General features: G+C 43.2%; 22 protein-coding genes. 15 read left to right on the top strand and 7 right to left on the bottom strand.

What is annotated here, in order from left to right; genetic code table 11:
- Positions 1–329: 329 nt before the first annotated feature.
- Entirely contained in the window at positions 330–1754 is a 1425-nt protein-coding gene (locus AB4307_RS15935; RefSeq protein ID WP_372132464.1) for a methyl-accepting chemotaxis protein, read from the bottom strand.
- Between the two features lie 148 nt (positions 1755–1902).
- Entirely contained in the window at positions 1903–3126 is a 1224-nt protein-coding gene (locus tag AB4307_RS15930; RefSeq protein WP_102393231.1) for an aromatic amino acid transport family protein, read from the bottom strand.
- A gap of 446 nt (positions 3127–3572) precedes the next feature.
- Between AB4307_RS15930 and AB4307_RS15925 the strand changes: the two genes are divergently transcribed.
- The 3 genes from AB4307_RS15925 to AB4307_RS15915 all read left to right on the top strand — a co-directional run bounded on the left by AB4307_RS15925 (position 3573) and on the right by AB4307_RS15915 (position 5847).
- Positions 3573–3701 (top strand): hypothetical protein, encoded by a 129-nt coding sequence (locus AB4307_RS15925; protein ID WP_017059831.1) that lies wholly within the window; start codon positions 3573–3575, stop codon positions 3699–3701.
- 205 nt (positions 3702–3906) lie between these two features.
- A complete protein-coding gene (locus AB4307_RS15920; protein ID WP_017059830.1) occupies positions 3907–4518 on the top strand; it encodes an acyl carrier protein phosphodiesterase in 612 nt (203 codons plus the stop codon).
- Between the two features lie 57 nt (positions 4519–4575).
- Positions 4576–5847: a DEAD/DEAH box helicase gene (locus AB4307_RS15915; protein WP_017059829.1), complete on the top strand. Its 1272-nt coding sequence runs from the start codon at positions 4576–4578 to the stop codon at positions 5845–5847.
- A 115-nt stretch (positions 5848–5962) separates the two neighbouring features.
- On the opposite strand, the gene AB4307_RS15910 is transcribed toward AB4307_RS15915, so the two are convergent.
- On the bottom strand, positions 5963–6706 hold the full coding sequence (locus AB4307_RS15910) for a TetR/AcrR family transcriptional regulator (RefSeq protein WP_136974618.1): 744 nt from the start codon (positions 6704–6706) through the stop codon (positions 5963–5965).
- Positions 6707–6856: 150 nt separating this feature from the next.
- Here AB4307_RS15910 and AB4307_RS15905 point away from each other — a divergent pair, with 150 nt between their 5' ends.
- The 3 genes from AB4307_RS15905 to AB4307_RS15895 are packed head-to-tail and all read left to right on the top strand — an operon-like array spanning position 6857 to position 12056.
- Complete coding sequence (locus AB4307_RS15905; RefSeq protein ID WP_372132461.1) at positions 6857–7945, top strand: efflux RND transporter periplasmic adaptor subunit; 1089 nt, start codon at positions 6857–6859, stop codon at positions 7943–7945.
- Positions 7945–9000, top strand: coding sequence for an efflux RND transporter periplasmic adaptor subunit (locus AB4307_RS15900; protein WP_372083710.1), 1056 nt, complete (start codon positions 7945–7947; stop codon positions 8998–9000). Before AB4307_RS15905 ends, AB4307_RS15900 begins: the two co-directional genes overlap by 1 nt.
- Positions 8997–12056 (top strand): efflux RND transporter permease subunit, encoded by a 3060-nt coding sequence (locus tag AB4307_RS15895; protein WP_372132458.1) that lies wholly within the window; start codon positions 8997–8999, stop codon positions 12054–12056. Before AB4307_RS15900 ends, AB4307_RS15895 begins: the two co-directional genes overlap by 4 nt.
- Positions 12057–12255: 199 nt before the next feature.
- On the opposite strand, the gene AB4307_RS15890 is transcribed toward AB4307_RS15895, so the two are convergent.
- Positions 12256–12993 (bottom strand): EAL domain-containing protein, encoded by a 738-nt coding sequence (locus AB4307_RS15890; protein ID WP_372132455.1) that lies wholly within the window; start codon positions 12991–12993, stop codon positions 12256–12258.
- Positions 12994–13569: 576 nt separating this feature from the next.
- The gene (locus tag AB4307_RS15885; RefSeq protein WP_017069925.1) at positions 13570–14205 is read right to left on the bottom strand and encodes a hypothetical protein; all 636 of its coding nucleotides are present in this window, start codon (positions 14203–14205) and stop codon (positions 13570–13572) included.
- A 252-nt stretch (positions 14206–14457) separates the two neighbouring features.
- Here AB4307_RS15885 and AB4307_RS15880 point away from each other — a divergent pair, with 252 nt between their 5' ends.
- The 3 genes from AB4307_RS15880 to AB4307_RS15870 all read left to right on the top strand — a co-directional run bounded on the left by AB4307_RS15880 (position 14458) and on the right by AB4307_RS15870 (position 15962).
- Positions 14458–14703 (top strand): DUF2164 domain-containing protein, encoded by a 246-nt coding sequence (locus AB4307_RS15880; RefSeq protein ID WP_229647529.1) that lies wholly within the window; start codon positions 14458–14460, stop codon positions 14701–14703.
- Between the two features lie 153 nt (positions 14704–14856).
- Entirely contained in the window at positions 14857–15396 is a 540-nt protein-coding gene (locus tag AB4307_RS15875; RefSeq protein WP_017067366.1) for a cytochrome b, read from the top strand.
- Positions 15393–15962 carry a YceI family protein gene (locus AB4307_RS15870; RefSeq protein ID WP_017064630.1) on the top strand — a complete coding sequence of 190 codons (570 nt, stop codon included), beginning with the start codon at positions 15393–15395 and terminating at the stop codon, positions 15960–15962. The genes AB4307_RS15875 and AB4307_RS15870 overlap by 4 nt, the downstream gene beginning before the upstream one ends.
- A gap of 274 nt (positions 15963–16236) precedes the next feature.
- On the opposite strand, the gene focA is transcribed toward AB4307_RS15870, so the two are convergent.
- Positions 16237–17688: a formate transporter FocA gene (focA, locus tag AB4307_RS15865; RefSeq protein WP_136978570.1), complete on the bottom strand. Its 1452-nt coding sequence runs from the start codon at positions 17686–17688 to the stop codon at positions 16237–16239.
- A 273-nt stretch (positions 17689–17961) separates the two neighbouring features.
- Here focA and AB4307_RS15860 point away from each other — a divergent pair, with 273 nt between their 5' ends.
- Positions 17962–18867 (top strand): LysR substrate-binding domain-containing protein, encoded by a 906-nt coding sequence (locus AB4307_RS15860; RefSeq protein ID WP_104216361.1) that lies wholly within the window; start codon positions 17962–17964, stop codon positions 18865–18867.
- A 203-nt stretch (positions 18868–19070) separates the two neighbouring features.
- Positions 19071–19565 carry a DUF1097 domain-containing protein gene (locus AB4307_RS15855; RefSeq protein WP_010429538.1) on the top strand — a complete coding sequence of 165 codons (495 nt, stop codon included), beginning with the start codon at positions 19071–19073 and terminating at the stop codon, positions 19563–19565.
- Positions 19566–19736: 171 nt separating this feature from the next.
- On the opposite strand, the gene AB4307_RS15850 is transcribed toward AB4307_RS15855, so the two are convergent.
- Positions 19737–21488 carry an ATP-dependent endonuclease gene (locus tag AB4307_RS15850; RefSeq protein WP_017059816.1) on the bottom strand — a complete coding sequence of 584 codons (1752 nt, stop codon included), beginning with the start codon at positions 21486–21488 and terminating at the stop codon, positions 19737–19739.
- 238 nt (positions 21489–21726) lie between these two features.
- Here AB4307_RS15850 and AB4307_RS15845 point away from each other — a divergent pair, with 238 nt between their 5' ends.
- The 4 genes from AB4307_RS15845 to AB4307_RS15830 all read left to right on the top strand — a co-directional run bounded on the left by AB4307_RS15845 (position 21727) and on the right by AB4307_RS15830 (position 26460).
- On the top strand, positions 21727–23466 hold the full coding sequence (locus AB4307_RS15845) for a bifunctional metallophosphatase/5'-nucleotidase (RefSeq protein WP_372132450.1): 1740 nt from the start codon (positions 21727–21729) through the stop codon (positions 23464–23466).
- Between the two features lie 574 nt (positions 23467–24040).
- The gene (locus AB4307_RS15840) at positions 24041–25042 is read left to right on the top strand and encodes a TerC/Alx family metal homeostasis membrane protein (protein WP_017059813.1); all 1002 of its coding nucleotides are present in this window, start codon (positions 24041–24043) and stop codon (positions 25040–25042) included.
- Between the two features lie 313 nt (positions 25043–25355).
- Positions 25356–25544: a hypothetical protein gene (locus tag AB4307_RS15835; protein ID WP_017059812.1), complete on the top strand. Its 189-nt coding sequence runs from the start codon at positions 25356–25358 to the stop codon at positions 25542–25544.
- A 175-nt stretch (positions 25545–25719) separates the two neighbouring features.
- Positions 25720–26460, top strand: a complete 741-nt coding sequence (locus tag AB4307_RS15830) for a DUF1223 domain-containing protein (RefSeq protein ID WP_017059811.1) — start codon at positions 25720–25722, stop codon at positions 26458–26460.
- Positions 26461–26625 lie beyond the last annotated feature (165 nt).

The raw sequence follows: 26625 nt of genomic DNA, 5'->3' as shown, positions 1-26625 counted from the left end.
TTCTGAAAGCAGATACTCGTCGTGTTGGCATAAAGGGCATGTAATGTCGTCGGTGTTTGGTGTTTCTGTTTTATTCATTATGTGTCACCTGCAGCAAGGGGGTAAGCGAAAAAAGACCCGTTCAATTAGATTACTCCTAAGCTCGAATATTAGACAGTTCTGACACTTCTTAATCTCTCCTTTGCGACTTGCTTCATGGTAATTGATAATGTCATCGTTATTGACCATGGTTCTTGTAATGTTATTAAACAAAAGCCAAAAAGAAAGGACCCATTACGAGTCCTCATTAGTTTGTTTTCAATTCACGCCGCTAGTTCACCAGTTGATTCTTAAGTTCGGTAGCGTGCCAATGTCTGAGATAGAGAAACCGACGCTTCTGTTAGCCTAGATACGCCATTTGAAGAATTCTGAGCCACGTCTTTAATCACATCGGATTGGCTTCGAATATCGTTAAGCTCTGCTGCAATCGTATTGGCAACGTGACTTTGCTCATCGGCTGATGTTGCGATTTGGATACTCATGTCCATTAGTGCTTGAGCTGAATCTGCAATCGAGTTTACGTCGTGACCAATGTTTGAAATCAACTGGCTACTGGTTTGCGCTTGGTCAACCGTCTGTTCGGTGATCTTCGCGATATTTTGGCTCTCTTGCTGTAAGCGTTCAATCATCGCTTGGATTTCTACAGTAGCCGACTGAGTGCGGCTTGCCAGTGTTCTTACTTCATCAGCAACAACAGCGAAACCTCGGCCTTGCTCGCCCGCACGAGCGGCTTCAATCGCGGCATTTAAAGCAAGTAAGTTAGTTTGCTCTGAAATAGCATTGATCGTCGTGATGACCTCGTTAATTTGGCTCGTATTCACATTCAAGCTAGTAACAGAAGATGAGGTTTGCTCAATCAAAGAAGAAAGGGTGGTGATTTCCGAGATTGCCTGTTGAACCTTCGCGTGGCTATCGTTGATTTGCTGCGCGTCTTGTTCTGTTTGTTCAGTTGAGCGTGCAGAGATGTTAGAGACTTCATTTGCCGAAGCTGTCATCTGATCCATTGCTGTCGCTACAGAGTCTAGAGAGGCATTTTGGCTCATGATTTGTGTTTCGCTGCGCTTCATCTCAGTTTCGAAAGAAGCCGATGTTTCGCTTAGCGTTGCTGCACTGTGGTTTACGTTGTTGACTAACTCACTAAGCGTGTCCATTGAACGGTCAAGCGCACAACCAATCGTGCCGAACTCATCACGGCCAGGGTGGAAGCCAAGGCGTGATGTTAAGTCACCATCACCAATCTTTTGAGTCGTTGAATAAAGAACCCAAAGTGCGCCGCCTAGGAAAGTCGCTACCCAGTAACAGAAAAGACCAAAAGGCACACACCACAAGAAGCTCAGTAATAAAGTGTACAGTGCTTGCTGCTTTTGATTCTGTATATCGTTAGTTGAAACGGTAAGTGAGTAGTAGTTGCCATCTTGTGCGAGTGCTGTGGCAGTCACAGAACCATTATTTGAAATAGTGGTTTGTTGAGCGCGAGTTTGCTGGCTAACAGAGCGAACAGATGCCGGGGAATCTGATGCTGATAAAATGCCTTGCAGTTGATACTCGACCTGCTGTTTTGCAGTTACGTCAATGTGTTCCATTTTGTTGACGTAGTTCAGTCCAGCTAGGCTTGCCAGAGCGGCAAAAAAGATTAAGAAAATGACCCAAAACTTGTCGTTGATCGACATCTTAATAAACAGTTTGTCTATCGTTCGAAATTGTACTTCTTTCATAAAAACTCCACGGTAAATCCTTTACCGTGGACTCTAAATAACCGACCTCAATAAAAATGTGACTTCAATCAACTAATTGTGAAAATCAATGATAGTGATATGTCATTTATGAGATCTGAATCAAGTAAATTAGTTCTGTATAGGTTTATTAGCCTAAAGAAGGCAGTAACCCTACTGAAATAAGAACTTGAATCGCAATGATAAATACGCCAACGCTACCTGCTAAAAACAACGCTTTGCTACCGCCTAACACTTGGTAACTGGCTTCTGAAGATTGTGGTTTGACAGAGAAATCAGTGTAACGAACCTTGTAGACCATCACTGTTGGTAACAGAATCGCGAGCACTGAAAGTGCAATGGCTGCGTAGCCTAAAGCCATGATGAAGCCTTGTGGGTAAAATAAGGCAAACCCCAGTGGCGGTAAGAAGGTGATAGCAGCTGTCTTAACACGTTTTGCGTTACCTAGTTTCTTGTTCAGTGAGTCGCCCATGAATTCAAATAAGCCCAAGCTCACACCAATAAAAGATGTCAGCAGTGCAAGGTCTGCAAACACACCGACGATCACGCTTAGGTTGGATTGATGAACCGTTTGCGATAGCGAGACTAATAGCGCGCCCAAGCTTGTGTCAGACAACAACTGCTCTTGGCTAATCACGCCCAAAGTAACACTTTGCCAGAAAACGTAGATAACCAGAGGCAGTGCCGAGCCAATAATCATTACCTTACGTAAAGAACGAACGTCACCATCTAGGTATCGAACAATTGATGGGATGCTGCCGTGGAAACCAAAAGAGGTAAACACAACCGGAATAGCCGCAACAATCAGGCCTTGCTGTAAAGGCATGCTCATTAAGTATTGAGAGGTAATGTTTGGCGCTAGGAAGCTGAGTACCAAAACCATCGCGATAAGCTTTAAGCCAAACAAAACGCGGTTAACTTTATCAACACTGTGTGTACCAATCGTAACAACGCCGGCAACTAATAGGGTAAATAGAAGCGTGGTGATTTGAGCATTAAGTTCGATACCCGCGATATCCGAAATTCGTTGGTTAAATTGCGCACCGCCGCCAGCTATGTATGCCGCACACAGAGCGTAGAAAAGAAACATCACCGCGAAGCTCGCAATCCACTTTCCTTTTGTCCCCAAAATGGTATGAGCTAACGTGTGTAGGGTAGCGTCAGATTCTGCGAATTGGTGAAGCTCTACCATTAATAGCGCAGTAAAAGCCATTAACGCCCATAAACCCAGCATCAAGAAAAGTGAAGTTGAAAAGCCAATACCTGCAGAAGCAAGTGGAAGAGCGAGCATGCCAGCACCAATGGTTGTGCCTGCAATGATCAAAGTACTACCAAAAACCTTTGATTTATTCATTGTATATAATTCTTTACGTTAGGGTGTGTTTTCATTGTAATTCTTCTAGCTTAAGCGCATAAACCCAAAGAATATCTCGATTTTGAAGTATTCTGATTGAATTTAATTCCAAATGCAATTCTTATTGTAATAAAAAACATCCACTGTAAATTAATATTTACACAAAGGGGCGTGTCAGCATTCAAATGAGCAAAGCAAACGTTTGACCATGATCGGTTTCAAAATTTATAGAGTAATTTGTTGTACTTGGTGTAAGGTGGCAGTACATATGTCGTTCGCGTATACCCCTTTAGCGCAAAAAAGCGTTAATGATCGCGAGTAGCTTTAAGCTATGAATATGGAATGGGTAGAGTAGAGTGCGTTCATCAAAGTGACATAATATAAGTCCAAGATGGTGCACTAGTTAATCGGACATCATGTCCACATCAAGGAATAGAGGGGGCACAATGAGTGACCAATCTTATAACGACGAAAGTCTAGAGTTGTTAGATGCTATGGAAATTGGCATTGATTTGTCTGACTATGAGCAGACAGTGAAACAGTTAGCAGAAGAGCTTTTCAAGTCTTCGAACTAAGCTTTTAAGATCTTTAATTCAGTTTCAACTGAAACGTTTTAAAGCTAAAAGTTTTCTTAGCTAAAGCTTCTCAAAGCAAACAATTCTAAACTGAGCAAATCGTATTCGCTCACACGTCATACCAAAACTATCCTCATTAAAGTTCGCGAAGATAAACGAGTACGTTTACCATGTTACTTAGTTCTCGATACTTTAATGAGGTTCAATGAACTTTCTCGCACACCTTCACATCGCCAAGCACTGTAACAGCAACTTAGCAGGTAACCTGTTAGGTGATTTTGTTAAAGGCGACCCTAATAAACACTATTCTGATTCCCTTTCTGACGGTATTAGGCTTCATCGATTTGTTGATAGCTATACTGATCGTCATGATGTATCTCGTTCTGCAAAATCACTTTTCTCAGACCAAACACGACGCTTTGCGCCTATCGCACTCGATGTATTTTGGGATCACTGCTTAGCCAATCATTGGGATCAGTTTTCACAGCAGACATTAGAGCGTTTTTGTTTAGATAGCCATGAGCAGATCTTTGAACATCAAGAGCCACACTGGCCTGAAAATTTCGTTATGGTTCATCAGAAAATGGCTGAGCATAGATGGTTAGAGAGCTATCAAGACATGTCATCTATAGAGGTGGTGTTGCAGCGAATGGCGTTGAGAAGGCCTAAGCTCGGTATGCTCGAGGCATGTTACGATGACCTCGAACGTCACTATGATACGTTGCAGTGTCACTTTAATGAGCTTTATCCCAACGTTTTAGAGGAAGCTAAGCAGTTTAATGCGCTTCAAATGAAGAAAAATCAAAAGGAAAGGTAAACAGCGTAATGCAGGTTTGCTACAATCCGCGCCTATTTAATCTTTGAGCATCATACTATGTCTGAATCTACAAAATCTTTTAACCAACTAGGATTATCTGAGCATCTTCTTGCCACGTTGTCTGAGCTTAATTTTACGGCTCCTACCAGTGTTCAAGAACAAGCAATTCCATTGGTATTAGAAGGCAAAGATGTACTGGCTGGTGCTCAAACGGGTACAGGTAAAACGGCTGCGTTTGGTTTACCGATTATTCAAAGATTAATCGAGACAAAAGACAACGTTATTCCGAACCCTAAGCTCGTTCGTGCGCTTGTATTAGTGCCAACTCGTGAATTGGCACAACAGGTTTTCGATAACTTAACTAGCTACGCAAAGGGCACCGACATTAAAGTCGTGGTGGCTTACGGCGGCGTTAGCATGAAGGTGCAAACTGATAACTTACGCGGTGGCGCAGATATTCTTGTCGCGACGCCTGGTCGTCTTATTGATCACATGTTCACTAGAAACATCATGTTGAGCCAAACGGAAGTACTGGTACTGGATGAAGCTGACCGTATGTTAGATATGGGCTTCATGCCTGACATCAAGCGTATTCTTTCTCGCATGAACGAAGTGCGTCAAACTCTGTTCTTCTCTGCAACGTTTGATAACAAAATCAAAGCGATTGCACACCGTATGATGCAGAAGCCAAGTGAAATCCAAGTTACGCCAAAAAACAGCACCGCTGAAACCGTAACACAGATGGTTTACCCGGTAGATAAGTCGCGTAAAAGTGAGCTATTAGCGTATTTGATTGGTTCAAAAAACTGGCAACAAGTGTTGGTGTTCACAAAGACTAAGCAGGGCACTGATGCTCTCGTTAAAGAGCTTAAGTTAGACGGCATTAAAGCGGCATCAATCAATGGCGATAAGAGCCAAGGTGCGCGTCAAAAAGCCCTAGACGATTTCAAGTCAGGCAAAGTTCGTGCGTTGATCGCAACCGACGTGGCAGCTCGTGGTATTGATATTCAGCAGCTAGAACAAGTTGTGAACTATGACATGCCATTTAAAGCAGAAGATTATGTTCACCGCATCGGACGTACTGGCCGTGCGGGTAACAGCGGCTTAGCGATCTCTTTGATGAGTCAGGATGAAGCTTACCTATTGGGTGACATTGAGCGATTACTTGATACGCGCTTGCCTCAAGAGTGGCTAGAGGGCTTTGAACCAAGCCTTGAAAAAGATCTAGCGCCCGATCGTGGTGGTCGCAGCAAGAGCCGTTCATCAGAAAAACGTAAGATGAAAGCGAAGCTTAAGATTCACCAAAACCGCGGTAAAGCACGTCGTTAACAAGCTGGACAAAGCTCCAGTTTAAAGATCTATACATATAAAAATGCGCCGTTACAGTGACTTCTGTAACGGCGCGTTTTTGTATCTTATAAGCTCATCATGGGTATGAACCCGATTAAGCTTTATGTTCCTGGTTACACTTCCATTCACATGGCACTTCATAAATCAGCTCTTCAATCGAGGTTGGGTTTAGAACCCACTCTTCATCAATATTGAACTTGCTGACCATCTGCGTGTTGAAAAGCTGCCAATGCTTAAGTAGAGCATCTTCAGGAGAGGTGACCATATCGCCTTCATTCCAAGTGCTTTCCATAAAGGGAGTGAGGCATACCGCTCCGTGCGCATACATGATCATTTGCCACTTAATCTCATAAATGTTGATCAAGTTCTCTGGATTCGCATCGTTATATTGTTCAGCTAACATGTTGATTTCTTTTTCGACATCGCCAACATTGTCGATAAAGTAATCGACCAAGTTGTCTTTTTGGCGAACAGAGTCAGTGATAAGTTGCATCGGTTTTCGTGAGTGAATCATGTTGCTAAAAAGGCGCATACTAAATAAATAGATAGTAATGTTTGGTGCGACGCCTTTTGGTAACTCTTCCACTATCTTAGCAATATAAGACTGAAAATAGGCGTGTAAACAATCGCTTATCGCATGCCAGATTTTTTCTTTGCTGCCAAAGTGGTGGCGAATAAGGCTATGCGATACACCTGCTTTCTCACTGATGTTACGAAGCGAAACGCTATCATAACCATGCTCACAGAACATATCCGCAGCAACACCCATGATCAAAAATCTCGTCTCTTCAGCGTCTTTTGCGCTTCTTCTGCCTTGTTTCTTTTCAGTCATCTTCATTTCACACATTTACCTGATTACCACATTCTACACTGTTTTTACTCAAATAAAAAATACTGCACAGGTGGAAAGTAAAGCTTGTGGATTACGGAATTTTGAATATACTGCCCACCTGTGTAATAAATCATAATAATTAAATGGAGAGACATCATGCAGTTCAATTTGTCTATCAATGCCATATCGAGCAAGCGCATGGGAGCTGTTATTGCAGCACTATTGCTCGCAGGCTCTCTAACTGGATGTGACAAAGTTCAGTCAGAGGAAAATGTGCAGGTAATCAAGCCAGTCAAGCTGTTCGAAATCCCACAACAGACTGATATTGATCTCGATAGCTTCATTGCAAAGGTTGATGCAACCGACCGTGCGGCACTTTCTTTCCAAGTGGGTGGAGATATAGAAACCTTCGATGTTCGTATGGGACAAGAAGTGAAGAAAGGTCAGGTGTTAGCCGTATTAGACGCGACGGATTACCGTATTGCCGTTGACGCAGCCCAAGCTAAATTTGATCTGGCGAACAGCCAATACAAACAAGCTTCTGAGTTGTATGCGAAAAAACTGGTCAGTACCGATTACTACGACCAAGCCGTAAACACCTTTACTGCCGCTGAAGTTGAGTTGGACCAAGCAAAAACAAACCTTGGCTACACTACCTTAGTTGCTCCATTCGATGGCGTGGTATCGATGGTGTTTGGAAAGCAATATCAATTGATCGCAGAAAAGCAGCCTGTACTGAATATTTTGAATCACAGTGAAATGGATGTGACGTTTTCAATTCCAGTATCAAAGCTTGAAGACCGTTCTATTCAAGACCTAACGAGCTCAAAAATGTGGGTTGTGATGGACGGCCACCGCGGCATTCGTATCCCGACTCGCTTTAAAGAAATCTCAACGCAACCAGATGAAGATACCAACAGCTACCAAGCGGTTGTGTCTATCGAAAAGCCAGAAGGCATCAATCTACTTTCTGGTATGACAGCGCAAGTTGAAGTTCAGAAAAGTAAATCTGACTACGGCATTGGTATTGTGGATTCAGCTTGGTTAAACAAAGACGTAGGCCATGGTGAACTATGGCGTTATAACCCTGACTCTCAACTGATTTCTAAAGTACAAGTCCTTCTTGATGAGCAAGGCAAGGTTATCGACGGATTGTCGTCTGGTGACCTTATCGTTGAAGCGGGTGTGGATGTGTTATCAGACGGACAACAAGTAAAAGCTTGGCTTCGTGAGGGCGGTATTTAATGAACCTTTCAAAATTATCAGTTGTTGTCGCGTCGGTTCTGTTACTTCAAGCCTGTAACAATGAAGCTGTACACCGTGAACAACCACCTTTGTTGGTTTCTACCTTTGAAGTTGGCGCACCGCTTACTAATCAGTTCAGAAGTTTTAATGGACAGGTGATGCCAGCTGAATTGACTCCCTTGGCATTTAAGCTAGCAGGTGAGATTCAACAAGTATTAGTAGAAGCGGGCGACAATGTCGAAAAAGGGCAGTTATTAGCCACCTTAGATAACGCAACGTACGTCCAAGATCTGACTGATGCTCAATCTCAATTCAAACTGGCGAGCAAACAGTTGGCCCGTGGTACTGAGATGTTTGGCAGCGAAATGTTATCGCAATCAGAACACGACCAACTGACGGCTAACTACAAGCTCGCATCGGCGAATTTGGCGGCGGCAAAACGCAAGCTAGGTTACACAGAACTTTTAGCGCCATTCTCAGGAACAGTCTCAACTGTCGATAAGCAACGATTCGAAAATACGACGCCTGGAGAAACACTACTGAGTGTGTACCAGAACGACAAGGTGTATGTGCGAATTCAAGTATCAGATTCGATCTTGGCGTCAATTAGCCCAGACATGCGTTCAAATAGCTATCGTCCTGAGGCGACCTTTGGCGGTCACACAGGCCAATATCCACTGACGTATCTAGAACACACCAGTGAACTGCACCCACAATCCCGTACCTACGAATTTTGGATGCAGATGCAGCAGCCTGAAAGTGAAATCCTGCCAGGCACGAGCGTTACGGTCAATGTAGATATGGCGAAAGCGGGCCTGAGCGATGTTCAAGGCTACCAATTACCAATGACAACGCTAGAAGCGGGCTCTGAAGCGAATCAGTTCTATGTGTGGAAAATGGAAGACGGACAAGCATTCAAAAGCGAAGTAGAAGTCGACAAGATCAGTGGCCAAGGCGCACTCATCGCTCATGGTGTTGAGCAAGGTGAGCTACTCGTAAATTCGAATTTAAGAAAACTCCGTGACGGAATCCAATTGTCAGGAAAAGCAGAATGAACATCGCAGAATATTCAATAAAGAACAAAGTAATCAGCTGGCTGTTTCTAGTCATTTTGGCCATTGGCGGTGTGACCTCTTTTGGTAATCTATCCCGTTTAGAAGACCCAGCTTTTACCATTAAAGATGCAATGATTATTTCAACTTACCCTGGCGCTACGTCAATGGAAGTTGAAGAAGAGCTGACTTACCCACTAGAAAAAGAGATAAGACAGCTTCCGTACATCGACAAGATTACCTCGACATCATCGAACGGTATGTCCCAAATTATGGTCAGTATGAAGATGGACTACGGTCCAGACGAGCTGCCTCAGATCTGGGATGAAATGCGCCGTAAGATCAACGATCTACAACCAACACTGCCAAGTGGTGTAAATTCCGTTCAGATCATCGATGATTTTGGTGATGTGTTTGGTGTGATGATCATGCTGACCGGTGATGGTTACGATTACGTTGAGCTCAAACAGTACGCAGATTACCTAACGCGTGAAATCGAACTGGTCGACGGTGTCGGTAAAGTAAGCATTGCAGGTGACCAACAAGAACAACTGTTTGTTGAGATGTCACTGGAACGCTTAGCCGCATTGAACCTAGATATGTCGACGGTTACGTCACTGCTAGCACAGCAAAACAGTGTGGTATCGGCAGGCGAGGTGATGCTGAATGGTCAAAGCCTTACGATCAAGCCAAACGGCACCTTAAGCACGGTTGAAGAACTAGAAAACCTGATCATTCATGGTCGCGATACAGGTAACCTGATTCGCTTGAAAGATGTCGCTGAAGTAACTCGTGGTATTCAAGAAAAGCCGGGCAATGTATTAACGTACAACGGTAAACCAGCAATCAACTTGGGTATTGCGTTCTCTTCTGGTGTAAACGTGGTTGAGATTGGTAAAGCACTGGATGCGGAACTGGATCGCCTAGAAAGCATTAAGCCAGCGGGTGTAGAACTGAATTACTTCTACAACCAAGCGCAAGAAGTAGACAAATCTGTGGCTGACTTCTTAATCAGCCTAGTTGAAGCGGTAGCCATCGTTATCATTGTATTGTTGTTCGCAATGGGCTTACGCAGTGGTTTGATCATCGGTTTGGTTCTTCTATTGACGGTATTCGGTACCTTCATCCTGATGGATTACAACGATGTTGAACTGCACCGCATCTCTCTGGGGGCACTGATCATCGCGCTGGGTATGCTGGTGGATAATGCGATTGTTGTCGTTGAAGGTATTTTGGTGGGCTTGAAGAAAGGCAAAACCAAGCTTCAAGCAGCGAAAGACATCGTCAAGCAAACACAATGGCCACTGTTAGGTGCGACCATTATCGCTATCACAGCGTTTGCACCGATTGGTTTGTCGAAGGATGCGACAGGCGAATTCATGGGTTCACTGTTTTGGGTACTGTGTTTCTCACTGTTTTTGAGTTGGGTAACTGCACTAACACTAACGCCATTCCTTGCCGAGATGTTGCTTAAAGAAGAAGACAAGGTTGATGAGAACGAAGACCCATACAAAGGCATCCTGTTTGTGGTATTCGGTGCGTGTCTGAAAGTAGCACTTCGATTTAGATGGCTTACTGTAGTTAGTATGGTCGCTCTATTAGCAGTTTCTGTCGTCGGTTTTGGTATGGTGAAGCAGCAGTTCTTCCCGCCGTCAAATACCCCAATGTTTTACGTAGACATGTGGATGCCAGAAGGCACCGATGTTCGTGAAACGATCAAGCAGACAGAAAAAGTTGAAAGCTACATTCGCCAGCAAGACGACGTGGAGTTTGTAACGACAACGGTTGGGCAGGGCATGCAACGTTTCGCACTGACTTACCAACCAGAGAAAAGCTACGAAGCGTACGCCCAGTTACAAGTAAGAACCACTGACCGCGACACTATGTTTAAGGCTCTAGCGGCGCTAGACAAAGACTTAGCGAACGAATTTGAGCAACCAACGTTCCAGTTCAAGTTGATTGAGTTTGGCCCGTCACCAGCTTCAAAAATCGAGGCTCGTATTAGTGGTGCCGACCCACAAATCTTGCGCAGTATTGCGGTTGAAGTGGAAGACATCTTGTTAGCCGATCCAGGCTCTCGAAATGTTCGTCACGACTGGCGTGAACGTACCAAAGAGCTCGTGCCATTGTTTAACGAATCAAAGGCGCGTCGTCTTGGTATTTCAAAGACGGATCTGTCCGAGACGTTACAGATGGCGTTTGGTGGCTACAACATCGGTTTACTGCGTGATGGTACTCATATGTTGCCTATTGTTGCGCGTTTACCGGAAGAAGAGCGTTTTGATTTCGAATCGCTAAACAATGTGAAGATTTGGAGCCCATCACTACAAACTTACATCCCAGTTGAGCAAGTGATTGATGGCGTAGAGCTTCAATGGTCTGAGCCACTGATTCAGCGTCGCGACAGAAAACGTACGCTAACAGTATTGGCTGACCACGATGTTCTTGGTGATGAAACGCCAGCGAGTCTGTTTGCTCGTGTGAAACCAAAGGTAGAAGCATTAGATTTACCAGAAGGCTACAGCATTAGCTGGGGTGGTGAGTACGAAAGCTCTAAAGATGCGCAAGAATCTCTGTTTGGCTCACTGCCAATGGGTTACTTGCTGATGTTTATCATCACGATGCTTCTGTTTAACTCGGTTCGTAAGCCGCTTGTGATTTGGTTTACGGTTCCACTCTCTATCATTGGTGTTTCAATTGGTCTGTTAGGTACCAATATGCCATTCAGCTTCACAGCGTTCCTTGGCTTATTGAGTCTAAGCGGCATGATTTTGAAGAACGGCATTGTACTGCTTGACCAGATCAACAGTGAGCTATCAACAGGTAAAGACCCATACCTAGCGGTTGTAGACAGCGCGATCAGTCGTGTACGACCGGTATCTATAGCAGCACTGACGACTATCTTGGGGATGATTCCCTTGGTATTCGATGCATTTTTCGGCTCAATGGCGATTACCATCATGGCAGGCTTAGGCTTTGCTACCGTACTAACGCTAATAGTAGTACCAGTGATGTTCGCTATTCTATATAGAATCAAACCGTCCACTGCGGGTTATTAGGGATTGATATAAAACAGATTCTTTTAAGCCAGCCCAGTCAATTTTGACTGGGCTTTTTTATGGGTGTGACTTGGCGATACAAGATCGTGCTAAGAGACTATAGCGTCAGCGAGCGTTGCGTTAAGAAAGAGATAGGTATCAAAAAGCCGCTAACCAATGGTAAAGCGGCTTCCTGTAGAATAGAGAATAGAGGGCACTTCTAGATTGCGAGGCGAATATCCAACTCAATCGGCTTTGGCATAGCTAAGTGATAACCTTGATACATATCGAAGCCTAAATTTTGCATCGCTGCGAGTTGTTGTTGGGTTTCTATCCCTTCGATTACTGTCTTCGCACCGATTTGGGTAGCAAGCTTTAGGGCCAATTCCATTTCACATGTGTCGCCTTGTTCAAAGTCCAACATAACCGAGCGGTCTATCTTGATGATATGAGGGTTAATGTGACGAACGCGCTGTTCGGTTGATGCTTGTGTACCAAAATCATCGACAGCGATTTGAAAGCCATTATCCGCAAGAGAAAGAGCGGCATCTTTCAAACGCTCTTCACTTTCTGCGTTCAACTCTACCAACTCCATCACTATCTGTTCGCATGAAAGGTTAAGCTCGTGAAGGCGTTTAGCTAACAAGCTATCGCTGACCTTTTCTGCAGCAAACAACTCACCAACGTTTGGAAGAACGTTCAAAAATAGATGTAAATGACGGATTGTCGATTGTGCGAAGTTACGGATATGAATCGCTCGACTCAACCTCTCTACATTGATTTTGTCTGTGCTTGAGGTTTCGTCGGAATGGAAGAAGTGATCAGGACGAACAATATCACCTTTGTTATTTGAAATGCGCACCAAAGCCTCAACACCTATTTGAGTCATAGAAGAGTCGAATATAGGTTGATAGACGCTTCTAAGCGTCAGGTCTTGGTATTTCGCAATAAACTGCATATCAGCATCTACGGATATACAGCTAATAAATTCACTTCTGTCTGATAAAATCATAGTCGCTAGTAAAGAGGGCTTATTCAATGGCGGACGTACATGTCGCGGCTGTCACAATATTGACAGGTGTAAGTAAATTGTCAATTAATAAAAACTCATTTGTAGAGTCAATATTTAAATAAATATAATTAACGAAAAAACAGCATGATAATTGATATTAGTCATTAAAATTACTTATTATTCACCATTAATAATGACTATTGTGAATTTAATCTCTGAGTAATCTATCTCATATCAACACCAATCAATATAAGCTTTCAACGTCAATACACCAGGTGAAAGTAAGGATAAAGCCTCAGGTTATGGGGGAATGTCAAAGTTACATTATTAACAAACAACTCTGTTTGCATATAAATGATATCTACTTCTCAAAATATGAACGATGAGCTGATAAGTTATTATTTTATCGAAGATAAATTTTGATTGATTATTGGGTAGGGCTTGAGTTGGGTTTTATAAAATATTGGGATGGAGGTCTAACTATTTACTTTCAAGACTGATTAAAAAAGTTGACCCGTATTCTTACTGCCATTGAAGTACTGCGTAAAGTTGCAGGTATTTACGAACCAGTTGTTGATTTCCTGACCGCTTTAAAGGGTGTCCAAATTTAATGAAGCAAGGGCTGATTTTAAAATTATTATTTAAGTCAGTAGCGAATTGAGAATCACTCTCTCTTAGCGTGATACCTTGTTGGCTATATTCCGTGATCTCGTCTGGGAGTTCACCCATCCACCAATGCAATAATTCACCACTGTTTTTACTTCGGCTAATCCAATGGTCGGAGACAATGATCAAAACGTCATTGGGTTGAATGGAAAATCCATACTCTTGTTGCCAATTATGGATGTCCAACATTAACTTTCTACGACAGGTTTTCCCGGCGCTCACCATATGATGACTGATCATCCAAACGGTACCAATTTCGGAAGATATTCGGAAGTGTCGAGGCGTTTCGCCAGAAGAAAGCATTTCAAGTGGGCTGATGTTGCTTGCATGATTAAAGCTAACGAAGGTGTGCTCCATTCGGCGAGCAAATGCCTTTCCTATATGGTGCTCACTGATCCCTTGATTGTGCACCGTAGGGTAATGGCGTTCACAGAGCTTTAGGCAATCGTCTTGAAATTGATTAACGCTTTTAATCACTAGATCTAATAACAATGAAGTCCCTTATACACAGCTACTATCTTATTGATGGGCAATAGTACGGTAATTGCGGTTCCGTTACCTATCGTCAAAGTGCGAGTTCTTGATCTCTCTATCAAAATTAACCATTGCTGAGTGATTTTATGGATAGCACTGGCGCTCTACAGGTCTGTATTCTAAATTATGAGGAATTCTAGCTAGTTACCTCGACTATAGTCTAGTCAGCAAATCACAATTGATCTACTTACTCTTTATTTGGAAACATTCATGACCATTCAATTAGATTCGAAACAAAAGTCTGAGCTTACTAATACGCTCCAAAAGTACCTGCAAGATGAACTTGATGTGGAGCTTGGTCAGTTCGACACGGAATTCTTGGTCGATTTCATAAGTAAAAAGTTTGGGGCGGTTTACTACAACAAAGGGATAGAAGACGCTCAAAAAGTCATGGAACGTAAAATGTTAGATATCTCAGATGAGCTTTACGAGATCGAACAAATCGTTGAAATCTAACGTTTAGCCCAAACTTGTTCAAATAATTTGAATAACTCGTTTAATTTGAAATGATGTTACCAATGTAAAGCTTGGTAAATAATATGTTACACAAACTTGGTGTAGGGTACGCTTTTCGAAACTACACTACTCGTTAACATTCGGAAGAGATGCATGGACAACAACGTTAGAAATTACAACCCTTTAGCAAGAGCGATGCATTGGATTTCAGCTCTCGCGGTATTTGGCTTATTTGGTGTAGGCCTGTGGATGGTTGATCTTTCATACTACAGCGAGTGGTACAAAACAGCGCCAGACTATCACCGCTCGGTAGGCATTCTTTTGGCTGCCGTTACTGTTATCCGCTTGGTCTGGAAACTAGTTACCGCGTCACCTAAAGTGGAAGGTAAAAGCTATGAAGTTGCAGCAGCGAAGATCGCTCACGGCTTCATGTACATCAACTTAGCGGTTTTGTTTATTTCAGGTTATTTGATTTCGACATCAGATGGCCGCGGGATAGAGGTATTCAATTGGTTCACTGTACCAAGTATGGGCGAACTGTTTGCAAACCAATCTGATCTCGCAGGTACGGTTCACTACTATGCTGCATGGGTACTGATCATTATGGCATCAGTGCACGCCTTAGCGGCGATAAAACACCACGTTATCGACAAAGACGATACGCTACGAAAAATGATAGGAGCTTCAAAATGAAAAAGTCAATTATCGCTACAGGATTAGCATTTGCTATGGCAATGCCTTTCGCTGCGAACGCCGCTGATTACGTGATTGATACAAAAGGTGCGCATGCTTCAGTTAACTTTAAAGTTAGCCACCTAGGTTATAGCTTTATCCAAGGCCGTTTTAACACATTCTCAGGTGATTTCTCATTTGATGAAAGCAACGTTGAAGCATCAAAAGTAAACGTAACTATTGATACAACAAGCCTTGATTCAAACCACGCAGAGCGTGACAAGCACATCCGTAGCTCTGACTTCATTGATGCAGGTAAATTCTCTGACGCTACTTTCAACAGCACAAAAGTGGTTGATAAAGGCAACGGCAAACTTGAAGTAATGGGTGACCTTAAGCTTCACGGCGTAACTAAGCCAATCGTTATCGAAGCTGAATTCATCGGTGCTGGTCAAGACCCTTGGGGCGGTGAGCGTGCTGGTTTCGTGGGTACAACTCGTCTAGAACTTGCTGACTTCAACATTCCAGTAATGGGCGCTTCAAGCTATGTAGACATGGAACTACACGTTGAAGGCGTAAAAAAGTAATCTAGCTTTCTAGCTCTCTGACAGGTATCAACATTATTTAGAAATATCAAAAGTTTGGTCGATACTAAATAGGTCAGCAGTTAGAAATAGAGAAAGGCGCAAAGTTTTCACTTTGCGCCTTTTTTATTGAGATAAATGGCAACGCGTTTAGGTCTGTTTTGTGTCAAACCGTTTAGTACGTTAAAAGCCACCATTTGCCTCTAGCCAGTCAACGTTGCCATGACTGAGTTATCTAATTGAACTACTAATCCCTAATAGTTCAACTTACGATTAGTTAAGCTGTTTCTAGTTCAGCTTGAGGAACCACGTTTAGTCGGTCACCGTAGATTGGACGCAGTGCTTGCATCACTTCAATGCGAGTCAACACACCCACCATCACGCCATTTTCTAACACTGGAAGCATATGTGGTTGGCTTACTTTCATCGCTTTTGCACGCTCTTCTAGAGAAAGAGATGTCAAGCGAGTTGCGAAGCCCATGCTTGTCGTCGGGTACAGTTGCTCTTTGTCGATGCATAGGAACTCAGCAACGTCTACTAGCTTGTCGTTTGCATCGATTGCCACAACGTCACGGCTCATTAGGTCTACGACTTTTTGGCCTTTAGTTGGGATGTAATCTTGGCACCAAAGGTCAACCATTACGTCATGAACAGAGAAGATACCCACTAGACGGCCTTCAACATCACAAACAGGAGCGCTAACAAGTTGCGCGTCTAAAAGTGTATCAATCGCGACTGATGTTGGCATTTCAACGCTCAATGTAATTGGTTGAGTGTTCATGATTTGCTTGATAGTAGTTGCTGTGTTCATAGTAATTTCCTTAACTGACGTAATTTCTGTTGTTTGTGTAATAGCGGTAATTTTTGCTGCTTTAAGTTGTGGGCGACGGTAGATACTCCAGTTGGCTAAGCCGACCAATACTGAACCACCTACGATGTTGCCGATTGTCACTGGTATTAAGTTTGCTGTGACAAATTGCATGACGTTTAAGTCTGCGTACTGCGCTGGTGTTGCACCGATTTGCATCCAGAAGCTTTCCGGGGCGAATGTTTGAATCGTGATGCCTAGAGGAACCATGAACATATTCGCCACACAGTGTTCAAAGCCTGAGCTTACGAACATTGCAACGGGTAACACGGTCATCATTGCTTTGGTCATTGCGTTAGCAGAGCTGAACGTTAACCAAATCGCTAAACACACCAACAAGTTACAAAGCACACCCAAAGCAAACGCTTGAACTGGGGTGTGGTGTAGCTTGTGTTGAGCAATGTTTAAAGCGTTTAAGCCCCATTGCCCGCCATCCAGTTGATACAAGCCTGCTGCGCTTACCAAAGCCAATAGGAACATGGCACCGATAAAGTTGCCGACATACACCTTGCCCCAGATAGACAGCATCTTCGTGAAGGTGATTTGCTTGTTAGCCCATGAGATGCTTGATAACACTGAGCTGGTAAATAGCTCACCACCGCAAATCACAATCAAGATCAAACCCATACTGAAGGCAAGACCGCCGGCTAAGCGACTCAGTCCCCATCCAGCATCAGCGCTGCCCGTGGTTACCGTGATGTAGAATAAAAAAGCAAGCCCGATGAATGCGCCAGCCATGATTGCCAAACTCAATGTCATGCTGCTGGTTTTATTTGCTTTACTTAATGCAAACTTCTCTGCTTCCGCCATCATTTCTGTTGGTGAGAACAGTTGATGATTTTCAGAAGTGCTGGTTGCCATATCCCCCCCTTGAACAATCCGTCATGTGTAATTCCTAGTGTTAATGACCTGGTTAATCCGTAATGGTTAATCAGTAATGTTTTGCAGGGCTCGTTGTGTCCTGCCATTCCAGATTAGGGCGTTGAGGGGTAGAGGTAAAATTGATAATTTTTAGAAACCACATCAAATTTATTGATATAGATTTGGTTACGCGTAGAATGAAATTGATTGCTCATTGGCTTTATAAAAAACGAGCATCAGGACACAAATAATTAAAAGCATTAAGGATGAATTTTGCGTTATTCATTAAAGCAACTCGCGGTATTTGATGCAGTAGCAGACTCCGGGAGCGTTAGTCAGGCAGCAGACAAATTGGCGTTGACTCAGTCAGCAACAAGTATGTCTCTTGCACAGTTGGAAAAAATGCTCGGCAGGCCTTTGTTTGAAAGGCAGGGCAAGCAAATGGCCCTGACTCATTGGGGCATGTGGTTAAGACCAAAAGCGAAGCGTTTACTGCAAGATGCGCAGCAAATTGAGATGGGTTTTTACGAGCAGCATTTGTTGAGTGGCGAACTCAAATTAGGTGCTAGCCAAACTCCAGCGGAACACCTCGTTCCGGATCTCATCAGTATTATTGATAACGACTTTCCTGAGATGCGAATCTCGCTTGGCGTGCAAAGTACCGACGCAGTCATTGATGGTGTATTAGATTATCAATATGACTTGGGTGTTATCGAAGGTCGTTGTGATGACAACCGAGTTCACCAAGAAGTGTGGTGTACGGACCATTTAACGGTGGTTGCATCGGCTCATCACCCGTTTGCGAAGCGTGAACGAGTAAGCTTGGCGCAATTAGAACAAGCAAAATGGGTATTACGTGAACATGGTTCGGGTACTCGCAAAGTTTTTGATAGCTCTATTCACCATTTAATTGGTGATCTTGATGTTTGGCGAGAGTATGAACACGTTCCTGTTTTAAGAAGTTTGGTTGCAAACGGCCCATATTTAACGTGTTTACCTTATCTCGATGTCGAACAGTTTGTTGAGTCTGGTCAACTGGTCACATTAAATGTCCCTGAGCTTGAAATGGAAAGAACCTTGTCCTTTATTTGGCGTGCAGATATGTCTGAGAACCCACTCGCTGAGTGCATTAAGCGTGAAGGTAAACGCATGATGAAAGGTAAACGGTCGGTTCTGTAACCTAGATTTGATAAAATACTAATAACCAAATATGTTGAATAAGCGATGTCGGTCTCTATATGGTGATAAATGCACATTCGCATACATTATTAATGTGATCATGATCGGCTAAATCAGAACTCTCTTCACATAATATACTCACTCGATTTTAAGTGAGGCTAAATCCGGTTGTAGAAACCCTACAGTTAGGCTTTAGAAATAGTATGAGTACATTAGTCGCGATTTCATTAACAACAGGTATCTTGTCAGGTCTATGGGGGTGGATTGCTATCTCTTTCGGTCTGTTGTCATGGGCAGGTTTCTTAGGTTGCACCAGTTACTTTGCTTCGCCAACGGGCGGTGTAAAAGGGCTAGCAAGCAGCTTATTAACCAATATGACAGGTGTATTCTGGGCGATGGTGATTATCGAAAGCTCAACCTTCGCAGGTCTAGAGATTTTAGGCTATATGATTACCGCTATCGTTGCTTTCTTTATGTGTATTCAAGCGAAACAAGCGTGGCTAGGTTATATCCCCGGCACCTTTATTGGTTGTTGTGCGACGTTTGCTGCAGGTGGCGATTGGCAACTTGTAGTGCCGTCTTTGCTGCTTGGTGGTGTATTCGGATACTTGATGAAAGCAACGGGGCTATGGCTTCACGAGAAATCGACTCAATCTTCGGAAGTTGTTGAACAACACGCTAAACAGGCAAAGGCTTAATTCGTTAACCTAACCTTAGTTAGTCACTGTGAACTCTTGCAAGATAACCCCCAATTAATTTGTATATCGATTTATACAGGCACACCGTTTGGTGTGCCTTTTTTGGTTGAGGCGACTAGCTAAATATTTCATCAGTAGAGCAACTGATAGCATCTATAAAACAAATTATGTTTAGGTATTTCCATTCGCCATGGTGATCACGCGTTTTAATGTCCACCTTAATAAAAGCGGAATGCATTCTTGTCCTTGATTCTCGCAATGAGAAACAATGGCGAGTGCAAGGTCGGGTTTTGCATGTTTCTTCAATACCTTGGCAACCACTTTCTTTGGAGGGATAGGGTGATCGTATGGAATCTTAACCATGTCACGGAAAAAGCTCTCAAATCCATTCATATATAGGTAATGCTCGATATCTTTATCTGGCAGTTCCGTGAGTCGATGTCTTTCCTGATCATTACCAAGCTTCGATAGCACCGTTGCTGCGTATTTTTTACCCGCCGCATCGCCGTCAGTTACCACATGCCAATCGATGCCAAACTCTTGCGCGACCTTAATCAGTGCCTTAAGTCCTGATTGGGCGAACTCAATAATCTGCACACCTTCTGCTGCTAGGTTATAGCCACATTGGTTGGCAAGTTCATTGAACAACCAAACCTCGGTTTCACCTTCTACTAATAGCCAACAGCGAGCAAATAGTGCCCCAGAGCGGTGGAAGCGGATATGAAAACCAATTCGTCGAAGTTCATCCTTACTGAAATGGTTCATGTTGAGTTGATTGGCGATGGTTTTGTCTGACTGACGAACCAAGCGACGAATCGATTGAAGTGGGACCGCCGCAAGTAGGTCGCCACTGTTGGTGGTCAGGATTTTCTGCATGGGCAATTTCTGCATCAAGCTCCAAGCCCTTGCCAAGTGTGTTGGGTGCAATCGACCTTCTGGATCTTCAAGGATCAACAGAGGGCGCGCACATCGCCTTAAGTCGTTTGGCCCTTTAGCTTGTAGATAAGCGTTAAGTAACCCCATGAATAATAAGCGAGTTTGTTTGTTCTTGGTCTCTTCGACGAGTTGATGAATACTCTGATCATTGGTACCCGCAGAATAAAGCAATCCGTCTCGCTGTTTTCTAGGGTTACGACGAGAAGTACTTTTGAAAGAAAAATAGTGCTCAATCAAACTTTGCATCGACTCTAGGCTACTGCGCATTTCACCTTTATTAACATGTCCGGGTATCGCCATAAGACGGCGGCAGGTGTTGTCTATTCGTTTTTCTATTCTTGCTTGTCGACCATTACCGTTATTGGCGCCGTTTCCATTTGTTGTGCCATTGCTCGTGTGATGGTTCCCGTTCCCGTTTGAATTTGCATTAGTTGCGTGAACATTAGTCGGCAGGTGAGCATTGTGGTTAAGGGACTTGCCGTTGAAAGGACGATCAAAGTGCCTTGCATCACGCAAACGGATAACGGGATGTAAGGTCATTAATTCTTGAGCAAGCTTTTCTGAGTGATGGAGTTTGAGCGGATTACCGTCCAAACCAAGAAATGCATAGTGTGTTGTTGTCTCATACTGTTCTAACGTCGCGCTGATGCGATAGTAGATGCGAAATACGCCAAATTCATCTTGAACCCAAATAGGTTTGAGTTTGCGATAACGACCTGCGTTAAGTTCGCTCTTATCGTTAGCTTTTAAAGCGAGAACAATTTGAAGATGTTGAGACTGCGGGTGTGAAACAGAGTAATCGACATGAAAATCGGTCATTTCAAAGTGATATGGCACACCGTCTGAGGGCAGAATGACGGAAAGGGCATCCAATAATGAAGACTTACCCCAAGTATTTTCACCAATAAGCGTGGTTAGCTCGTCAAACGCGAGTGACATGCGCTTGATACCTCGAAAGCCAGAAATCTCGATTCTTTCTAGTTGCATAGGCTTACTCCTAACGGAAGGCTCTGCTAATTATTTGAAAGCTAACAGATATCTTTAATCATAATCGAAAAATCCAAATCCGGTATGCTCACCTGTCACAAAACCCGTTGTTTATTAATACGGTGCAAAATGAGATTTTTGATCTATCTCGAGTATTTTTTTGCAGTGCAGTTTCATAAAATTCACGATTCTGTCATGATTCTCGACCTAGTATGAAGGGACAAAGAGAGAAGAAAATATGACTAAAAAGAATAAGCCGACAAAAATAGTGTTGGCACACATCAACGACACCCACTCATACTTTGAACCAACCTCGTTACAGCTATCACTTAAAATGAACAACCACATCATTGAACCTTATGTCAGTGCTGGTGGCTTTGCTCGAATTTCAACACGCTTCAAACAAATAGAACAAGATGCCCAGCGTCAGAAGGTTGGAACCTTGTTCTTGCACGCTGGTGACTGCTTCCAAGGCACGTTGTACTTTTCCTTATTCAAGGGAAAAGCCAATGCCGATTTGTTGAATGCCCTTAATATAGATGCCATGACGCTCGGTAATCACGAGTTAGACATGGGTAATGAGCCCGTTGCGATTTTCGCGAAAAGAATCAAATTCCCGCTGTTGGCCGGTAACTGGAATCTATCGAATGAGGATATCAATAAAACTCATACGCTAGCGGACAACGACATTGTTAAGCCTTATCGGCCTGAAACACGAAGTGCTTCTTTTATAACGAAAGAGTTTGATGGCGAGAAGGTCGCAATATTCGGCTTAAGCATCGACAAGATGGCAGGCATCGCTAACCCAGATATCGATACACCGTTTGAAAATGCTTTGGAAACAGCAAAAGCGACCATTGAGCAAATCCATCAAGCAGGTATCAACAAGATTGTGTTACTTAGCCATCTTGGTTACGAAGCTGATTTAGAGTTAGCAGCCAACGTAACAGGTATTGGTGTCATCGTTGGTGGTCATAGTCATCGCTTACAAGGTGATTTCTCTGATATCGGCTTAGTTAAAGATGATGAATACGGTGTGAAAATTGGCGATACCTATGTTGTGCAATCGGGTTTCCACGCCATGAGCTTAGGACACTGCGAAATCGAGTTCGATTCTCAAGGCAAAGTGACGCACTTCAATGGTAAAAACGAACTGTTATTAGGCCGTCGACTCTTTATAGACGCGAAACTGAGTGAAGTAGGGCAAGACGATGCCCACGATATGGCGTGTGAGTTTTTAAACAATCACCCTAATATTGCAGTGTGTAAGAAAGATCCTGAGCTGCAGAGCATTCTGACGGATAAATACCAGCCGCGAGTTCGAAAGCTTCAGCAACAAGTGATTGCTCATGCAGACACTAAACTTCGCCATGTACGTATTCCAGATGCTAAAGGCCCGAGTCAACTAGCCCCCTTGGTTGCTCAATCATTTCACCATCTAATGAACAAGAAAGGGCATCAGGTTGACTTTGCCATTCACAACGCCGGTGGTGTAAGAAATTCACTGAACAGCGGCGATGTCTCTGTTGCCGATATTGCCGGAAAACTACTACCGTTTGCCGTACCTATTGGTGTGTATGAAGTAAAAGGTGAAACGATCGCTGGCATGCTTGAAGGTGCAATCAATAACGCGATTGATAATGGTGTCGTGGGCACAGGTTCAGGTAGCTTTCCTTATACACATAATTTGAGGTTTTGTTACCACAAAGAAGCGCCTATAGGACACAGGATTCACCATCTAGAAATTCACTCTGATGATTCAGGTTGGCAAGCTGTTTCTCGCAACCGTATTTACCGGGGCGCGTCGTCAGCCTATACAATGAAAGGCAAAGAGGGCTATAACGCTGTGTTGGATATGATCGGTGATGGCACGGTCACCACTGACTCTATGGCAGACTGCTTCATCGAGTTTCTGCAAGACCACCCAGAGTCGCTTCAACTCAATGAACCGTTGAATTGCATGGAGTGTTTTAGATAACTAAAGCTGATACTGATATTTAACACTATTACTTTGGGTTATTTATAAAATTGGCATTGTTTATGCTTTATCTCTGCAGGTCGCCTTCTTGTGGAGATATGCATGGATAAGAAAGATTGGTTAGATGCGGTAGCGGTTGTCGGTTGGGTATCAGTTTGGTCAGCGTTAGTGTATTTAATACCTGCCGCAGGGCTGTAAATTGCTCTTTTTGCAACTTCATTACGCAGTGCAATAGTGTGTTTGACTTGCGAATTTATTCTTAGAATCAATTCGCGTGTCTATTTGACAAAGTGGCATCAATCAGAAAGGAGCGTTTGCTCCTTTTTTGCTTTTTCCGTGCAAATTTATATAGACGAAACACAACCAGAGGATTATTATCCACGCGTTTGGGGAGTAGTTAGCGCAAGTTTACATATCGTCATCTCGTTAGGCCAAGAGTCTATCCGGTATGTAAAAGTGAAATCCCATATTTCACTTCAACGAGACCAACGCAATCACAGTCAAGATCCGTAATGGAGCTTGATATGCTTTGTTTGCGGAAGGTCTTTGTACAGTTCTTCCGCCCGGAGGAATAATGAACTCAACTCAATCTCTATTATCTACAAATAGTGAATCCTTTTTTTCATCGCCAATCATGACGACTTATGCGGGCTTTTTCCTGCTAACGGTTATTCTCGTCTCTATTGATATCTATCAGACTCGTGGCGGTAACGTTACTATCAAGAAAGCGGCAATCTGGAGTGTTTTCTGGTTTGTACTTGCGTTTTTGTTTGCTGGCTCGATTTACCTATTTTGGGACATTTATGCGCCGAACAGTGACTACACAGCGCAAAAAGCAACCGTGTCATTCATTACGGGTTACTTGTTAGAAAAATCCCTTAGCGTAGACAACTTGTTTGTTTTTGCGATGATCTTTGCTCAATACCAAGTTCCTGAGCATCTAAGACCTCGTGCGCTTCTTTGGGGCGTAATTGGTGCATTGGTGCTTCGTGCAATTATGATCGCACTAGGCGCACAGCTATTGGCGGAATATCACTGGGTGCTTTACGTGTTCGCTGCGTTCTTGATTGGTACAGGTATTAAGCTGGCATTAGACAAGGGCGAAGAGGAGAGTGTGAATACTCTGCCTGAAAAGCTACTTCGTAAAGTGATGCCGGTAACAGAGGACTTCCATGGCCCTGCATTAATGGTTAAACAGGGTGCTAAATGGGCATTCACTCCAATGATGTTGGTCATCGGTGCGATCGCAGTCATGGACGTGATGTTTGCATTAGACTCTATCCCTGCGATCTTTGCGGTAACACAAGAACCGTTCTTGGTACTTGCGGCTAACGTGTTTGCGTTACTTGGTCTTCGCTCGTTGTATTTTGTACTGCAAGGTATGATGGACAAGTTCATCTATTTGAAACCCGCGCTTTCATTCATCATGGTGTTCATTGGTGTGAAAATGCTTCTGGTTGATAGCGAGTGGGCTATCCCAACTTACTGGTCATTGGCGGTATTGGTTTCTACGATGACGATTGCGGTTATAGCGTCGGTTTATGCGAAGAAGCCAGGCATTGAACAAGTAAATTAAAAACAAATATAACTTATCGAAAAGTCGATAATGAACACGTGGCTGATGAAGTGGAAAATTTATTTATGTAAATTTTCTGTGACATTGGCCACTGTTGTTTGCGGGGTATTTGTACTAAATGCATGATCTAAACACTATATTGAATTTGTACTCACATAATCTGCATATCTATTTTGTGGCATTGTTAATGGTTTGTTTTATTAGAAAAACTAATCCCAAAATCTAATTTTAGTCATTTTTTAACCTGCAAAAGATCACCTATTATTCTTGTCATCAGAACGAAACACATTAATAAATTTATAGAGAGGCAATCATGGCTCAAGCAGTACAAATGAATACTATCGCTGTTCCTAACTCTATGGATAAGAAAACCTACTCGGTTAACTTCAAAGGATTGATTGCACACATTTTCGATATTCTTTTCGTAGACAACTCTCCACGTAGTTACTACGCAAGCGACCTATCTGGTCACATGCAACGCGATATCGGTATTAACCGTTAATCTCAGCGTTAACATGTAAATATAGAATTTTAAGAAAACGCCAGCCTCTAAAGCTGGCGTTTTTGTATCTGAAATAAACTCAATCTCTTCGTAAACTAAGCACCTGAAAGAAAAACCTAGGCATAACGGTCTGTATTTGAGCGCCATTCAATTCGCTTTGTACAAGGATCTCGGTATGTCACACGCCAAACGCAATTCATCATTGATTAAACTTTGTTTATTTGCCTTACCGATCGGCTTCTATTCCTCAGTGTCGCTTGCACAAACCTGGAGTAATGAAGGCCAGCCCGCACAGGTTATCGAGCTCTTCACCTCAGAAGGTTGTTCAAGTTGTCCACCTGCTGATCAGTACCTCAGTACTTTTGAAGACCATCCAAAACTTTGGACACAAGTTATTCCGCTTGCCTATCACGTCGATTATTGGGATTACTTAGGTTGGGGCGACAAGTTCGCGAGTAAGGCGTTTAGTCAGAAGCAACGCTTGTACAAAGCTTATGGAGTAACAAGTGGGGTTTACACACCCGGCTTTGTTGTCGATGGAAAAGAGTGGCGCGGTTACTTTAACTGGTTAGACAGAACGTTGCCTTCGCTCAAACAACAAAATAACCCCAAGCTAACGGTCAACTATAAAGGCGATACGTTCAGCGTAAGTTACGAAGGCAAAGGGGATTATGTTGCTCATATAGCTTTGCTGGCGATGAACGAAGTCACCAGCGTTAAGGCGGGCGAGAACAGGGGTAAGAAACTCGAACATGATTTTGTTGTGGTTTACGATGGTTATCAGCGTGGTGAGTCTGAATGGCAATTTAATATCAATTTTGAGCCACTTGTCGCTACACCAGACGCAGTCGCTGTTTGGTTAACCGAGCCGAATTCGTATGCACCGGAACAAACGGTAGCAGGTTGGCTGAACTAACTGCAACCCACGACAATTGTGTAGCTGGAATACTCTTAGACGAAGTTGGTACGGCGAGTATCGAGGTTCTCACATCGATAACTTCGCGTCTGACGGATATTAATCAGTGAAATAGAAGCGAAAGGGCGATTTAGTTACGTAATACTGCTGAAATACGTTAATATA

The sequence above is a fragment of the Vibrio sp. 10N.261.52.C2 genome (genome assembly GCF_041471425.1).
Classification (GTDB): domain Bacteria; phylum Pseudomonadota; class Gammaproteobacteria; order Enterobacterales; family Vibrionaceae; genus Vibrio; species Vibrio crassostreae_C.
This window is presented reverse-complemented; position numbering and strand designations above follow the sequence as displayed.

Excerpts from the sequence above, each read along its gene's own strand:
- AB4307_RS15935 (WP_372132464.1), bottom strand. The coding sequence starts at position 1,754 with ATGAAAGAAGTACAATTTCGAACGATAGACAAACTGTTTATTAAGATG.
- AB4307_RS15930 (WP_102393231.1), bottom strand. The coding sequence starts at position 3,126 with ATGAATAAATCAAAGGTTTTTGGTAGTACTTTGATCATTGCAGGCACA.
- AB4307_RS15925 (WP_017059831.1), top strand. The coding sequence starts at position 3,573 with ATGAGTGACCAATCTTATAACGACGAAAGTCTAGAGTTGTTAGATGCT.
- AB4307_RS15920 (WP_017059830.1), top strand. The coding sequence starts at position 3,907 with ATGAACTTTCTCGCACACCTTCACATCGCCAAGCACTGTAACAGCAAC.
- AB4307_RS15915 (WP_017059829.1), top strand. The coding sequence starts at position 4,576 with ATGTCTGAATCTACAAAATCTTTTAACCAACTAGGATTATCTGAGCAT.
- AB4307_RS15910 (WP_136974618.1), bottom strand. The coding sequence starts at position 6,706 with ATGAAGATGACTGAAAAGAAACAAGGCAGAAGAAGCGCAAAAGACGCT.
- AB4307_RS15905 (WP_372132461.1), top strand. The coding sequence starts at position 6,857 with ATGCAGTTCAATTTGTCTATCAATGCCATATCGAGCAAGCGCATGGGA.
- AB4307_RS15900 (WP_372083710.1), top strand. The coding sequence starts at position 7,945 with ATGAACCTTTCAAAATTATCAGTTGTTGTCGCGTCGGTTCTGTTACTT.
- AB4307_RS15895 (WP_372132458.1), top strand. The coding sequence starts at position 8,997 with ATGAACATCGCAGAATATTCAATAAAGAACAAAGTAATCAGCTGGCTG.
- AB4307_RS15890 (WP_372132455.1), bottom strand. The coding sequence starts at position 12,993 with ATGCAGTTTATTGCGAAATACCAAGACCTGACGCTTAGAAGCGTCTAT.
- AB4307_RS15880 (WP_229647529.1), top strand. The coding sequence starts at position 14,458 with ATGACCATTCAATTAGATTCGAAACAAAAGTCTGAGCTTACTAATACG.
- AB4307_RS15875 (WP_017067366.1), top strand. The coding sequence starts at position 14,857 with ATGGACAACAACGTTAGAAATTACAACCCTTTAGCAAGAGCGATGCAT.
- AB4307_RS15870 (WP_017064630.1), top strand. The coding sequence starts at position 15,393 with ATGAAAAAGTCAATTATCGCTACAGGATTAGCATTTGCTATGGCAATG.
- focA (WP_136978570.1), bottom strand. The coding sequence starts at position 17,688 with ATGGCAACCAGCACTTCTGAAAATCATCAACTGTTCTCACCAACAGAA.
- AB4307_RS15855 (WP_010429538.1), top strand. The coding sequence starts at position 19,071 with ATGAGTACATTAGTCGCGATTTCATTAACAACAGGTATCTTGTCAGGT.
- AB4307_RS15850 (WP_017059816.1), bottom strand. The coding sequence starts at position 21,488 with ATGCAACTAGAAAGAATCGAGATTTCTGGCTTTCGAGGTATCAAGCGC.
- AB4307_RS15845 (WP_372132450.1), top strand. The coding sequence starts at position 21,727 with ATGACTAAAAAGAATAAGCCGACAAAAATAGTGTTGGCACACATCAAC.
- AB4307_RS15840 (WP_017059813.1), top strand. The coding sequence starts at position 24,041 with ATGAACTCAACTCAATCTCTATTATCTACAAATAGTGAATCCTTTTTT.
- AB4307_RS15835 (WP_017059812.1), top strand. The coding sequence starts at position 25,356 with ATGGCTCAAGCAGTACAAATGAATACTATCGCTGTTCCTAACTCTATG.
- AB4307_RS15830 (WP_017059811.1), top strand. The coding sequence starts at position 25,720 with ATGTCACACGCCAAACGCAATTCATCATTGATTAAACTTTGTTTATTT.